This window comes from Actinophytocola sp., assembly GCF_050699915.1.
In the GTDB taxonomy this organism is placed as follows: Bacteria; Actinomycetota; Actinomycetes; order Mycobacteriales; family Pseudonocardiaceae; genus Actinophytocola.
In genome coordinates, this window is record NZ_JBOHGA010000182.1 from 1 (window position 1) to 13,182 (window position 13,182).

The 13,182-nt window shown below is 72.0% G+C and carries 13 protein-coding genes; 7 read left to right on the forward strand and 6 right to left on the reverse strand.

Features of this window, described 5'->3' with window-relative positions:
• A partial coding sequence (locus tag ACRDSK_RS25515) for a nucleoside deaminase (protein WP_431443793.1) occupies nucleotides 1–204 on the forward strand: 204 nt, incomplete at its 5' end.
• Nucleotides 205–228: 24 nt separating this feature from the next.
• Here the strand turns inward: ACRDSK_RS25515 and ACRDSK_RS25520 are convergent.
• The 3 genes from ACRDSK_RS25520 to ACRDSK_RS25530 all read right to left on the reverse strand — a co-directional run bounded on the left by ACRDSK_RS25520 (nucleotide 229) and on the right by ACRDSK_RS25530 (nucleotide 2,532).
• Nucleotides 229–636 carry a PPOX class F420-dependent oxidoreductase gene (locus ACRDSK_RS25520; RefSeq protein ID WP_431443794.1) on the reverse strand — a complete coding sequence of 136 codons (408 nt, stop codon included), beginning with the start codon at nucleotides 634–636 and terminating at the stop codon, nucleotides 229–231.
• Nucleotides 636–1,229 (reverse strand): putative glycolipid-binding domain-containing protein, encoded by a 594-nt coding sequence (locus ACRDSK_RS25525; RefSeq protein ID WP_431443795.1) that lies wholly within the window; start codon nucleotides 1,227–1,229, stop codon nucleotides 636–638. The genes ACRDSK_RS25520 and ACRDSK_RS25525 overlap by 1 nt, the downstream gene beginning before the upstream one ends.
• 118 nt (nucleotides 1,230–1,347) lie before the next feature.
• Nucleotides 1,348–2,532 carry a thioester domain-containing protein gene (locus ACRDSK_RS25530; RefSeq protein ID WP_431443796.1) on the reverse strand — a complete coding sequence of 395 codons (1,185 nt, stop codon included), beginning with the start codon at nucleotides 2,530–2,532 and terminating at the stop codon, nucleotides 1,348–1,350.
• A gap of 236 nt (nucleotides 2,533–2,768) precedes the next feature.
• On the opposite strand from ACRDSK_RS25530, the gene ACRDSK_RS25535 reads away from it, so the two are divergent.
• Entirely contained in the window at nucleotides 2,769–3,800 is a 1,032-nt protein-coding gene (locus ACRDSK_RS25535; RefSeq protein WP_431443797.1) for a DUF3824 domain-containing protein, read from the forward strand.
• 4 nt (nucleotides 3,801–3,804) lie between these two features.
• On the opposite strand, the gene ACRDSK_RS25540 is transcribed toward ACRDSK_RS25535, so the two are convergent.
• A complete protein-coding gene (locus ACRDSK_RS25540) occupies nucleotides 3,805–5,460 on the reverse strand; it encodes a DUF885 domain-containing protein (RefSeq protein ID WP_431443798.1) in 1,656 nt (551 codons plus the stop codon).
• Between the two features lie 39 nt (nucleotides 5,461–5,499).
• On the reverse strand, nucleotides 5,500–6,012 hold the full coding sequence (locus tag ACRDSK_RS25545) for a GbsR/MarR family transcriptional regulator (protein ID WP_431443799.1): 513 nt from the start codon (nucleotides 6,010–6,012) through the stop codon (nucleotides 5,500–5,502).
• 84 nt (nucleotides 6,013–6,096) lie between these two features.
• Here ACRDSK_RS25545 and ACRDSK_RS25550 point away from each other — a divergent pair, with 84 nt between their 5' ends.
• The 3 genes from ACRDSK_RS25550 to ACRDSK_RS25560 all read left to right on the forward strand — a co-directional run bounded on the left by ACRDSK_RS25550 (nucleotide 6,097) and on the right by ACRDSK_RS25560 (nucleotide 10,707).
• Nucleotides 6,097–7,020 carry an ABC transporter ATP-binding protein gene (locus tag ACRDSK_RS25550; RefSeq protein ID WP_431443800.1) on the forward strand — a complete coding sequence of 308 codons (924 nt, stop codon included), beginning with the start codon at nucleotides 6,097–6,099 and terminating at the stop codon, nucleotides 7,018–7,020.
• Complete coding sequence (locus ACRDSK_RS25555) at nucleotides 7,017–8,663, forward strand: ABC transporter permease (RefSeq protein ID WP_431443801.1); 1,647 nt, start codon at nucleotides 7,017–7,019, stop codon at nucleotides 8,661–8,663. The genes ACRDSK_RS25550 and ACRDSK_RS25555 overlap by 4 nt, the downstream gene beginning before the upstream one ends.
• A 745-nt stretch (nucleotides 8,664–9,408) precedes the next feature.
• Entirely contained in the window at nucleotides 9,409–10,707 is a 1,299-nt protein-coding gene (locus ACRDSK_RS25560; RefSeq protein ID WP_431443802.1) for an MFS transporter, read from the forward strand.
• On the opposite strand, the gene ACRDSK_RS25565 is transcribed toward ACRDSK_RS25560, so the two are convergent.
• Nucleotides 10,652–11,806, reverse strand: a complete 1,155-nt coding sequence (locus tag ACRDSK_RS25565; RefSeq protein ID WP_431443803.1) for a DUF4241 domain-containing protein — start codon at nucleotides 11,804–11,806, stop codon at nucleotides 10,652–10,654. The two genes, ACRDSK_RS25560 and ACRDSK_RS25565, sit on opposite strands and share 56 nt — an antisense overlap.
• A 52-nt stretch (nucleotides 11,807–11,858) precedes the next feature.
• Here ACRDSK_RS25565 and ACRDSK_RS25570 point away from each other — a divergent pair, with 52 nt between their 5' ends.
• Entirely contained in the window at nucleotides 11,859–12,629 is a 771-nt protein-coding gene (locus ACRDSK_RS25570) for a PIG-L family deacetylase (protein ID WP_431443804.1), read from the forward strand.
• Nucleotides 12,629–13,182, forward strand: a 554-nt coding sequence (locus tag ACRDSK_RS25575; RefSeq protein ID WP_431443805.1) for a lyase family protein, incomplete at its 3' end; no start/stop codon positions are given. The genes ACRDSK_RS25570 and ACRDSK_RS25575, both read left to right, overlap by 1 nt.

Below are 13,182 nucleotides of genomic sequence, written 5' to 3' on the forward strand. Positions count from 1 at the left end.
TGCACGATGTGCGCGGGCGCGCTCGTGCTGGCCCGGGTCGCGCGGGTGGTGTTCGGCGCGTGGGAGCCGCGGACGGGCGCGGTCGGCTCGCTGTGGGACGTCGTGCGCGACCGCCGGCTGACCCACCGGCCGGAGGTGGTGACCGGCGTGCTGGCCGGCGAGTGCTCCGCCCTGCTCGACGAGTTCTTCGCCGCGCACCGCTAGCCGTGCACCGCTAGCCGTGCACCGCTAGCCGTGCACGGTCTTGCGGGCCTCGTACCAGGTGTCGCCGACGGGTTCGCCGGCCATGTTCCAGCTCCACGAGACCGTCGGCGTGATGCGCATGTACGTGCCCGGCCCGACCATGCCGTCGCGCTCGACGGGGGGCTCGGCGACCCCGTAGATCCGGATGGACCGCGCGACGAACGGTTGGAACGACACGAGGTCGTCGACGACGAGGGCGACCTTGGCGTTGCCGGCGCCGATGTTGCGGAACTTGCGGGTGTCGACGACGGTCGGGCCGCCACCGATCCAGAAACAGCCCTCGTCGACCTCGAGCGTGACCGGCACGACGTCCGGCTGCCCGTCGGGCGAGACCGTGGCGAGGCGGGCGAGCGGCTGAGAGCGCAGATAGGCGATCTCTTCCTCGGTGAACATCAGACGCGCTTCGCGATGCCCGGGTAGTCGATGACCAGACCGTCCCGGTCCACCGTCAGATCCGCGGAGAAGTCGGGGACCGAGTAGTTGATGACCGCGCCGTCGTCGGTGACCGAGACCGTCCGGTAGGTCTGGTGGGACAGCCGGACGGAGAGGTCCGGCAGCGTCACGTACACCACCGGCAGGTCGTGTTCGCCCGGCTTGCGGTGCAGGCCCAGCCGGCGGATGGGCAGCGCCGTGAAGGTCACCAGGCCGGACACGTCGACATCCGCGGCACCGTCGAACTCGTTGCGTTCCGTGCCCTGGCCGTGGTCGATCAGCCAGACCCCGTCCTCCGTGCGACCGACCGAGATCTGCCGCTCCTCCTCGGCGGTGAACGTGCGTAGCAGGCCGCGACCGACGTCACCGCTGCGGGCGACGGTGAACTCGAACGAGGCGCTGAACGCCTCGGTCGTCGGGCTCGCCGCGGCGACGACCCGACCGGACGCGCGCAGACGACCATCCGAGACCAACAGACGCACCGACTCCAGCCGGGGCGAGGCGGCGACACCCTGCCACGTCATCATGATCGGCTTGCGCGACGGAGCGCTCACGTGGCAGTGCCTCCTGTCGACGGAACCGATGGCCGCACAAACCTACTACGACCGATGGTGGCTCTCCCCCGGCGATTCCGGGCGAGAGCCACCATCGGGTGACCTCAGAACGAGTGGATCAGGCGCGCCGGCGGTGACGCACGAACAGCAGCGAGCCGACGCCCGCGCCGACCAGCACCAGGCCGATCACGACCGGCACCAGGATCGACGCACCGGTCGACGCCAGGCCGCCGGTGTTCTTCGGCTGCGGCGCCGGGGCCGCCTCGGTCGTCGTGGTCGTGGTCGGCGGCGTGGTGCTCGAGGTGCTCGACGGCGGCGAGGTGGGCGCCGGGGCCGCGGCCCAGTTGCCCTTGCCCGACACGGTGATCTCGCTCTCCTCGGCCTTCGCCACGATCAGCGACTGCGTCTTGCGCTCCGCGCTGTAGTCCTCGCCCACGAACAGCCGGCCGGTGTCGACCTTCGCCGACGCGGCCAGCTCGAAGCTCGCCTCGCCCTCGGGGGCCTCCGCCGGCACGTCCAGGAACAGCTGCGTGCCGTTCTTGATCTTGCTGGCGTCCAGCTCGACGCCGTCCAGGTCGGTGACCTTGACGCCCTCGGGCAGGTTGGCGGTCAGCCGGTCGATCGAGCCGGTGGTGCTGACGGTGAACGGACCGATCCGCTCGCCGGCCTTGCCGGACAGCTCGGACGGGCTGACCTCCAGCGCCGGGGTCGGCTGGTCGCCGATGCCGACGTTGGCGTCGCCGGTCAGGAAGTCGTAGACGGCCAGCACGTCGGTCGCGGCGGCCTCGTCGCCGTTGCCGGCCAACGGGTTCTCGCGGTCGAGGTTGGTGTCGTCGCTGAAGTGCCAGACCGCGGCCTGCGTACCGGTGATGGCCTCCCGCTCGGAGAGCCCGTCGGTCAGACCCTCACCGAGCTGCGCGGCGAGGTCGTCGGTGCTCTTGACCGGGAACCCGTTGTGCAGCACCCAGTTGATCTTGTCCCGGTTGCTGTGGAACGGCGAGTCCGCGTTCGGGTACTCGTCCCACGGCTGCTCGACCATGGCGTGCTCGCGGTCGATCCGAGTGTGGATCTCCACGCAGTACATGCCGAGCTTCGTGCCGTCCTCGAGCCGGAACCCGATCAGGCTGGTGGAGATGTTCTTCAACTTCCCGTCGCCGACGTTGACGTTGAAGCCCTCGCTACCACCGTCGACGACCCCGCTCGCCGGGTCGGCCGATGCCGGGATGGCTGCCGCCATCATCAGCACCGCCGCGGCGCCCACGACACCCGCTCCCGCGCGGATGAACTTGAACCTGCTGGACATGACCCTCCTTGCCCCAATGCCCCGAAAGGCGATGTGCCCCAAGTGCTTGCGACCGCACTCCGCCCGTCTGGGTGACAGGTGAGCCGCACAGGCGGCGGAAGAATACTCAGTGCAGTAACCAAGTCACGACAGGGGGTGGTTGTGCGTGAGGGTCAAACCTTTGGTGGCCGCCGATAGCACACCGTTACACGGCTGAACCTCCGCGACCGGGCCTCGAGCGGGCTATCGTCCTGCTTGTGACCGGATGGCAGGGAAACGAAGGTCAGGGCGGGTGGAACCAGCAGCCACAAGGTGGCGACCCGTACAACCCGGACCCGTACGGCTACGAGGCCGGACCGCACGGCACCGCCCAGTACCCGTACGGCCCGGGCGGCGGGAACCCTTACCAGACCGGTGACTTCCCGGCCCAGAGCGGCTACGACCCGTACGCGCCCGACCAGTACGGTCAATACGGGCAGCAGAACCCGTACCAGACCGGCGGATTCCCGGCCCAGACCTTCGCCCCGCCCCCGCCCCGGCGCTCGAAGCTGCCGATGATCCTCGGCGTGCTGGCGATCGTGATCATCGTCGGCACGGTCGTCACCATCGTCCTGGTCAACCGCACCGGCGGCCAGTCGGCGAGCCCGGCGGACCCGTCGGTCAGGGAGCGGCCCTCACCCCAGCAGACCTCCGGGGAGAAGCCACCGCCGTCCTCGGCGGAGCCGGGCGGCCAGGACGGCTGGCAGACCGTGGACAACACCTCCGATTCCGGCCTGACCTACCAGGTGCCGCCGGACTGGAAGGTGTCGGAGACGCCGCGGCCGAGCGGGCTGGACGTCGACTTCACCGGCACCGCCGAGTACGGCATCTACGACTGCGGCGGCGGGAGCTACGTCCGCAGCTTCGCGACGAGCGGCGACGTGCAGAGCAAGGCCGGCGAGGACCTCGACGTCGCGAAGACGGTCAGCGACTTCGCCCAGTCGTTCGGCACCGGGTACTTCAAGGACACCGCGCAGATCGAGCTGGGCGCACCCGAGAAGACCGAGATCGGCGGCCGGGAGGCGGTCAAGGTCACCGCCCCGGTGACCCCGCAGGTGGCCGACCCGAAGTGCGAGGCTGCCAAGGGCGAGGTCGCGATCGTGGGCGTGCTGCTCGAGCAGGAGGGTGAGCCGTCGGGCGTCGCGATGCTCGTCGTCGTCAGCGACGTCGAGGGCGGGCCGGGCGACCCGAAGTCGCTGCCGACCGACGTCGCCCAGGACATCCTCGACTCGGCCCGCGTCGGCGGCTGACCCGTCACGCCTGCCAGGCGCGCACCACCTCGTCCAGGACGGCCAGCGGCAGCGCGCCGTTGGTGAGCACGACGTCGTGGAAGGCGCGGATGTCGAACCGCTCGCCCAGGCGAGCCTGCGCCTCCGCGCGCATCCGCTGGATCTCCAGGCGGCCGACCATGTAGGCCAGCGCCTGACCGGGGTAGGCGATGTAGCGGTCGATCTCGTTGCCGATCTCCAGGTCCGACATCGGGGTGTTGTCCCGCAGGAACGCGACCGCCTGGGCGCGGCTCCAGCCCTTCGCGTGCATGCCGGTGTCGACCACGAGCCGGCCGGCGCGCATCGAGTCCATCGCGAGCATGCCGAGCCGGTCGACCTCCGAGCTGTACAGGCCCATCTCGTCGGCGAGCCGCTCGGTGTAGAGACCCCAGCCCTCGGCATACGCGTTCGGCGTGACCACCCGGCGGAACAGCGGCAGGTGGGTGAGCTCCTGGGCCAGCGCGATCTGGAAGTGGTGGCCGGGCACCGCCTCGTGGAAGGCCATCACCTCGGAGACGAACCGGTCCCGCTCCTGCGCGCGGTCCGTGTTGGCGAAGTAGATGCCGGGCCGGCGGCCGTCCATCGACGGCCACAGGTAGTACGCCGCGGGCGCGCCCGGCGCCTCGACCGCCGGCACCGGCTCGACCTTGCACTGCGAGCTCGCGAGGCGGCCGAACCAGGCGGGCACCGCCGCCTCGGCCCTGGTCACCGCCTCGCGGGCGGAGTCGAGCAGGTCGTTGGCGTCGCGCCAGCGCATGGCCGGGTCGCTGGTCATCCGCTCGAAGATCGCCGCCCGGTCCCGGGTGCCGAAGACCCGCGAGCCGATCTCCGCGTACTCCTCGGTGAGCCGCGCGATCACGTCGAGGCCGGTCTGGTGCAGCTCGTCGGGCGTGCGCTCGGTGGTCGTGTGCACCCGTGCGAGGCCGGTGTACATCTCGTCGCCGCCGGGCAGCCAGCACAGGCCGACGTGCTCGTCGTCGCGACCGTGCGCCAGCATCTCGTCGCGCAGGAAGTCCCGGTAGCGCGCGAAGGCCGGCCGGACGACGTCGGCCAGCACCTGGGCGCGCTCCTCGGTGAACGCCGCGTCGTCGAGCGTCGGGCGGGCCAGCACGTCCTCGTCGGTGGCGAGGTAGCGGTCGACGTGGTCGGCGGCCGCGCGGACCAGCCGGGCCACCGGCACCCGGCCGGCCGCCGCGCCGGCGCGGTGCCGCTCGGCGACCGTCTCGAGGTAGGCCGGCACGGCGCGCAGGCGGTTGAGGTAGGAGCGGGCCTCGGCGGCGTCGGCCAACCCGATCATCGGCAGGATCGACAGCAGCTCGGCGGCGGGGCCGACGAACAGGTCGGTGATCGTGTACTCGACCATCCGCACGTCGACCTCGGTGGCCAGCTGCCGGGCGTGATGCGCGACCGCGGCCCTGGTCACCGCGTCGTCGGCGGTCAGGCCGGAGGGGTCGACCGCGTCGGCCCGCGCGGCGACGTCCAGCGCCGCGGCCCGCAGCGCCTGCTGGGCCTGCTCCGTCCGGTCGCCGAGCGTGTCGTCGTGGCCGGGCACGCCGAGGATGGTCCCCATCACCGGGTCGGCCGTGAAGGAGAGGTCGAGGATCTCGTCTGCCAGCTGGTGCACGGGGTTCGCGGTGGTCACGCCGCCACGTTACCCAGGGCGACCGACGGAGCCGTGGATTCAGCCGCCGGCCGAGCCGAGGTGCTCGCGCTGGTACTCGCGCCAGCGCCCCATCAGCGCGGGCAGCTCGTCGCGGAGGAAGTCGAAGAACTGGCGGCTCTGGTCGAGCCGCGCGCCGGCCTTCGACTCCGGGCCGACGATCTTCGCGCCCTCGCCCATGAGCACCGCCCACTGCTCGAGCTGCTTGTCCCGGTTCGCGTAGGCCTCGTACCAGAGGTCGTCGGTCACCTCGTAGTGGTCGCGCCGCTCGCCGGGGTCGCGCGCGCGGACGATGAGGCCGACCTGCACCAGGTAGCGCACCGCGCCGGAGATCGCCGCCGGGCTCACCAACAGCAGTTCGGCCAGCTCGCCGGCGGTCCGCTTGCCCTCCTCGGCGATCAACAGCGAGCCGAACACGCGGGCGGGCATGCGGGGGATGCCGGAGTCGACGAGCAGCAGCGCGAACCGCTCCACGAAGCGGCCCAGCTCCTCGTCGGCCGCGGTGTCCTGCGCGCTGTCGGTCACGTTCCGCATCATGCACTCCGACCGTGGGACCCCGACTTGGTTTATACGTTTTCTTAACTTCACAACTTTGTGAAGCAACAGTACGTTCAGAGCATGACAACCGCAATCTCCGTGTCGGGCCTGGTCAAGACCTTCGGCCAGACACGCGCGCTGGATGGACTGGACCTGACGGTGCGCACCGGTGAGGTGCACGGGTTCCTTGGCCCGAACGGCTCGGGGAAGTCGACGACCATCCGGGTGCTGCTCGGCCTGCTGCGAGCCGACGCCGGCGAGGCCACGCTCCTGGAGGGCGACCCGTGGACCGACGCCACGAGCCTGCACCGGCGGCTCGCGTACGTGCCCGGGGACGTCTCGCTGTGGCCGAACCTGTCCGGGGGCGAGGTGATCGACCTGCTCGGGCGGCTGCGTGGGGGGCTGGATCCGAAGCGCCGCAAGGACCTGCTCGAGCGTTTCGACCTCGACCCGACGAAGAAGGGCCGGACGTACTCGAAGGGCAACCGGCAGAAGGTCGCGCTGGTCGCGGCGCTGTCGTCCGACGTCGAGCTGCTCGTCCTGGACGAGCCGACGTCCGGGCTCGACCCGTTGATGGAGGCCGTGTTCCAGGACTGCATCAACGAGGAGCGCGAGCGTGGCCGGACCGTCCTGCTGTCCAGCCATATCCTCGCCGAGGTCGAGAGCCTGTGTGAGCGCGTCAGCATCATCCGGCTCGGCCGCACGGTCGAGACGGGCACGCTCGCCGAGCTGCGTCACCTGACCCGCACGTCGATCTCCGCCGAGCTCGCCGGCCCGCCGAACGGGCTCGGCCAGCACCCGGGCGTGCACGACCTGCAGGTCAACGGGTCGCAGGTGAAGTTCGACGTGGACACCCGCGAGCTCGACTCGGTGCTGCGAGAGCTGACGAAGGTCGGCGTGCGCAGCCTGACGAGCCAGCCGCCGACGCTCGAGGAGCTGTTCCTGCGCCACTACGAGGCCGACCTGGCTGCCGAGGCCGACCGGCACGCGGCGGTGGCGAAATGACCACCACCTTGACCACCGTGCGGCCGGCCCGCACGGTCGCCGGCCCGCGCGACGGCTTCGCCGGCACGGGTGCGCTGCTGCGCCTGGCGCTGCGCCGGGACCGGATCTTCGCGTCGGTGTGGGTGCTGGTGTTCGTGGTGCTGGCCGCGAGCTCGGCGGGGGCGTCGGCGTCGCTGTTCACCACGATGGAGTCGCGCCTGCGGGCCGCGGCCGCGGTCAACGACACGCCGGCCACGCTCGCGCTGTACGGCCGGGTGTTCGACCCGACCTCGCTCGGCGCGGTGTCGATGTTCAAGCTCGGCGCGATGGGCGCCGCGCTGGTCGCGCTCGTCTCGATCTTCATGGTGGTCCGGCACACCCGGGCCGAGGAGGAGTCCGGCCGGCTGGAGCTGATCGGCGCCACCGTGGTCGGCCGGTACGCGGCGCTGTCCGCGGCCCTGCTGATGGCGATCGGCACGACGCTCGTGCTGGCGGTGCTGACCGCGATCAGCCTGGTCGGGGCCGGCCTGCCGGCGAGCGGAGCGCTCGCGTTCGGGCTGTCGTGGGCCGGCGCGGGCATCGCGTTCGCGGCGGTCGGCGCGGTCACCGCGCAGGTCACCGAGAGCGCGCGGACGGCGAACGGGCTCGGTGCGGCGGTGCTCGCGGCCGCGTACCTGCTGCGCGCGGCGGGCGACGCGACCGGGGTGGACACGTCGACGTGGCTGTCGTGGCTCTCGCCGATCGGCTGGGCGCAGCAGGTCCGCCCGTTCGCCGGCGACCGGTGGTGGGTGCTGAGCTACCTGCTGGCGTTCGCGGTGCTGGTGGCGTGGGCGGCGTACGCACTGGTGGCCCGGCGTGACCACGGTGCGGGCTTGTTGGCGCAGCGGCCGGGCCGGACCGCTGCCTCGCCGCGGCTCTCCACGCCGCTGGCGCTGGCCGTCAGGTTGCATCGTGGGTCGCTGCTGGGCTGGCTGGTGGGTGTGGCGCTCGCCGGGCTCGTGTTGGGCAGCATCGCCTCGCAGGTCGGCGAGTTCGTCGACACCCCGCAGGCGCGCGACATGATCATGAAGCTGGGCGGCGAGCGGGGGCTGACGGACGCGTTCCTGTCCGCGGAGATGGGCATCCTCGCGATCGTCGTGTCCGCGTACGGCATCTCGACGGCGATGCGGCTGCGCTCGGAGGAGACGGCCGGCCGGGCGGAGCCGCTCCTGGCGACGCGAGTCGGTCGCCTGCGTTGGGCGTGGTCGCATCTGGCGGTGGCGCTTGTGGGGACCGCGCTGCTGCTGGCGACGGTCGGTTTGTTCGCGGGCTTCGCCCACGGCGCGGCGGTGTCGGACTTCGGTCAGGTGGGGCGCGTGTTGGTGGCGGCGCTGGCGCAGCTGCCGGCGGTGTGGGTGCTGACCGGCATCACCATGGCGGTGTTCGGCCTGGCGCCCGGGCTGATCATGGCCGGTTGGGGGGCGTTGGTGCTGTTCCTGGTGCTCGGCCAGCTCGGTTCGGTGCTGAACCTGCCGGAGTGGATGTTGGACCTGTCGCCGTTCACCCACTCGCCGAAGCTGCCTGGAGGTTCGGTCTCGGCTGCCTCTTTGATCATGCTCGTCGTGATCGCGGCGGTGTTGATGGGTATCGGGTTGTCGGCGTTCCGTCGGCGGGACGTGGGCTGAGGGGGTCGACGGCGCCTCCCGTGGTTCTCGGGAGGCGCCGTCGTTTGTCCACAGGTGGGCCGGTTGTCCACAGAACACGCTTGACCACGGGTTTTGTCAGTGTTCCTCGGTAGACTGGCGTGAGGGGTGCCCCCGGAGAGGGTGGGGGCGTTGGGTAGGTGAGTTCTGCACGCGCGTGTGCGCGCGACCGGTTTCGTGTGCCGGTTCGGGCGAGGCGGTCGCCTTCAGCCGGGGGGTCGATCCGGCATCCCTGTCCTGCGGTGTCCTCCGTGTTCGGCCCGGGTTCGGGAGGGCCGACGCGGGTTGGGCGATCGCCCTGAGCAGGTTGGGCTCGGTGGACCGGTTCGGGTGGGCGGTCGCCGTGTGCGGATCTGGCTCAGTGGGCCGAGTTGGGTGCGATCGGGTTCGAGCGAAGCCTTCGCGACGAGTGGAGTCGAGCGGGAACTTCGGACGCGCGGACTCGGGCGCGTTCGGTTTGTCCACAGGTGGGCAAGTTGTCCACAGGAAGCGCTTGACCACGGGTTTTGTCAGTGTTCCTCGGTAGACTGGCGTGAGGGGTGCCCCCGGAGAGGGTGGGGGCGTTGGGTAGGTGAGTTCTGCACGCGCGTGCGTGCGCGAGCCCCTTCGCGACGGCTGCCGAAGGCAGCTGGGGCGAACACGTGCCGTCCCCGTGGAATGCCGCGCACCCACCGATGGTTGTCGCCCAGCAGGGCCGGGTGCGTCGATGCGGGGACGGTGAGTGCGGGTGGCTGACGGACGCGCGGCCAACCGGCTACCCGGTGAGGTGTGGGTCCTCGTCGCCGCCAACTTCGTCATCGCCGCGGGGTTCGGGCTCGTGGCGCCCGCCCTGCCTACCTTTGCGCGGAGCTTCAACGTCAGCGTGACCGCGGCGTCCGTCGTGGTCAGCGCGTTCGCCGTGGCTCGGCTGCTCTTCGCGCCGGCCAGCGGGCGGTTGGTCACCATGCTGGGCGAGCGGCGCGTCTACCTCAGCGGCATCTCCATCGTCGCGGTCACGACCGGGGCGTGCGCCTTCGCCGGGAACTACTGGCAGCTGCTGATCTTCCGCTCCGTGGGCGGGATCGGCTCGACCATGTTCACCGTCTCGGCGATCGCCCTGCTCATCCGCGTGACGCCGGCCGCGATGCGCGGGCGCGCGTCCGGCCTGTGGGGCACCGGCTTCCTCCTCGGCAACGTCATGGGTCCCCTCCTCGGCGGCGGTCTCATCACGATCTCCCTGCGCGCACCGTTCCTCGTCTACGCCGGCATGCTCTTCCTCGCCGTCGCCATCGTCTGGTGGTTCCTGCGCCACTCCCCGCTCGCCGCGCCGGTCACCGACGACGACGCGCCGCGCATCACCGTCCGCACCGCCCTGCGGAACCGCGCCTACTCCGCCGCCCTCGTCTCCAGCTTCGCCAACGGCTGGGCCGTGTTCGGAGTGCGAGTGTCGCTCGTCCCACTGTTCGTCGAGGAGGTCCTGCACCGCGACGGCGCCTTCGCCGGCACCGCGCTCGCCGTGTTCGCCGCCGGCAACGTCGTCGCGCTGCTGTTCTCCGGCCGCCTCGCCGACAAGATCGGGCGCAAGCCCATGGTGATCGCCGGCCTGCTCGTCGCCGGCGGCGGCACGATCTGGCTCGGCTTCACCGAGTCCGTCCTGCTGTTCCTCATCGCGAGCGCGGTGGCCGGCATCGGCTCGGGCATGCTCGCTCCGGCGCAGCAGGCCACGCTCGCCGACGTCATCGGCTCGAAGGGGCGCGGCGGCCCGGTGCTCGCGACGTTCCAGATGGCCGCGGACATCGGCGCCGTCATCGGCCCGATCGCCGCCGGCCTGCTCGCCGACGGGATCTCCTACTCCGCCGCGTTCGCGCTGACCGGGGTGCTGGCCCTGCTCGCCGCGCTGGTCTGGCTGCCCGCGCCGGAGACACTGCCGGGCCGCGGGACCGCCGAGACCACGCACCCCACGCCGGAGGAGGCGCTGGCCACCGAGGCGGTCAGCCCACCGGCTTCGCGTGAGCCAGCACCAGAAAGTCCACCACGAAGCAGGTGAGCTCGCCGCCGTCGTCCCGGCCGACCCACACCGGGTAGGAGCCGTCGCCCCAGCCGGACTCCACCGTGATCAGGTTCGCCGACTCCCCGGCCAGCTCGTGCGACCAGCCGGACATCTCCTCGTACGCGCCCTCGACGCCGGCCCCGAGCTCCTCCGCCGCCGCGGCGTCGACCAGGGCGACCCGGCCGGAGTCCACGCCCACGCCGAAGAAGTCGTCGTCGCCGAGGAGCAGCGGGTGCTCGCCCTCCCGCCACGCGTTGTTCCACGACGAGGTCGGTTGGTCGGACACCCACAGCGCGCACGCCGCGACCCGCGTGTGCTCCGGCGCCTCCGCGAACCGCGCGACCGACAGCTGCAGCGGGTACTCGCCGGGTGCCACGGGCTCGATGAACGGCGCGACCTCGTGCATCCACGGGTCCGGGTCGGCGACGATCAGGCGGCCGCTGGGTAGCAGCAGCTGCCCGCCGAAGGTCAGGTCGACCGTCACCAGGCCGCCGTCGTCGAGCTCGAACCGGGCGCCCTTCTCGAAGGTCTCGTCCAGCTGGCGCGGCCGGTACGGCACCGGCGGCCGCCAGGGCAGCTCGTCGGGCGGCGCGGCCGGGGGCGGGTCAGCCCGCGGGACCACCTCGCCGACGTCCTCGATGATCGACGCCCACCTGCCGAAGTCCGGCACGAGGTGGACGGTCGGCACCTCCAGGCCGGGACCCGTCCAGTTGCCCGACGACACCTGCCGCGAGCCGTCCGGCTCGTAGGTCGCGCGCCAGTACGGCGCGCGCCACTCCGGCTCGCCGCGGTGGAACTCGAGGTTGCCCGGCTCGTAGGCCCAGCGCTGTGCGGAGAGCAGCACCAGCCGGTCGTTCGGCCAGCGGCGGTAGACGAGCCTGCGGTCGCGCCGGCCGAGCTCGTCGAAGTACCACACGGCGGCGTAGTGGGCGGCCCAGCAGACCTCGATCAGCACGAGCGGGCGCTCGCCGGTGAGCACGATCGCGTACTGCTCGCCGGCCCGGTCCCGCTCGCGTGCGTCGGCCTCGGGCAGCGGGCGCACGATCGCGTGCGCGTCCGGGTCCCAGCCCTCGCAGTAGACGCGCTCGACGGTCACGGGGGCATCCTGGCAGGCGCACGCGACCGGTGGCTCGCGTAGGTTCGCGGACATGGCGACGATGGTGACGTTCCACGCCCACCCCGACGACGAGTGCATCCAGTGCGGCGGTGTCATGCGCAAGGCGCACGAGCAGGGCCACCGGGTGGTGCTCGTGGTGGCGACGCGGGGCGAGCTGGGCGAGGTCGAGGACGGCTTCCTCGGCGACGACGAGGAGCTGTGGGAGCGCCGGGTGAAGGAGACCCACGAGGCGGCGACGATCCTCGGCGCGGCGCGCGTGGAGTTCCTGGGCTACACCGACTCCGGGATGATGGGCGAGCCGACCAACGACAAGCCGGGCACGTTCTGGTCCGCGGACGTCGATGAGGCGGCCGAGCGGCTGGCGCTGATCCTGCGCGACGAGGCGGCCGACGTGCTGACCGTGTACGACGACCACGGCGGCTACGGCCACCCCGACCACATCCAGGTGCACCGGGTCGGCCTGCGGGCCGCGGAGCTCGCCGGCACGCCGCGCGTCTTCCAGGCCACGATGAACCGCGACGAGATCGTGCGCCGGAGCCGGGACTTCACCCCGGAGGGCACCGAGCCGCCGGACCTCGGCGAGGACTTCGGCACGCCGGAGGCGGAGCTGACGACGGCCGTGGACGTGACACCGTTCGTGACCTACAAGCGGCAGGCGATGCGCGCGCACGCCAGCCAGATCAGCGACCAGTCGTTCTTCCTGACGCTGCCGGACGACGTGTTCACGGTGGCGTTCGGGACGGAGTACTTCATCCGGGTGGGCGCGCCGCCCGGGATCGTCGAGGCGGACCTGTTCGACTGATGCTGTTCGACGAGGTTCTCTCCGCCGGCCCGGTGCGCGAGCTGGTGTCGGACGCGGCGTGGGTGCAGGCGATGCTGGACGCCGAGGCCGCGCTGGCGTGGGCGCAGGCCGACGTGGGTTTGGTTCCGGCGACCGCGGCGGCCGAGATCGAGTCGGCGTGCGTGGCGTCCCGGTACGACGTGGCCGACCTGGCCCGGTCGGCCGCCGACTCGGGCAACCCGGCCGCGCCGCTGGCCCGAGCACTCGCTGATCTTGCCGGTGCCTCCGGCCGGTACGTCCACATGGGAGCGACGAGCCAGGACATCGTGGACACCGCGGCGATGCTGGTCTCGCGCGCCGCCGTGGCCGCTGTGCTGGCGGACGTCCGCGCGTGCGCCCACACACTGGCGTCGCTGGCCGCCACGCACCGGTCGACAGTCCAAGTGGGACGGACGCTGCTGCAGCAGGCCCTGCCGACGACGTTCGGCTACGTGGCGGCGGGCTGGCTCGGCGGGCTCACTGCGTCCGGCGCGGCGCTCGGCTCGGTGCGGCTCCCGGCGCAGCTGGGCGGTGC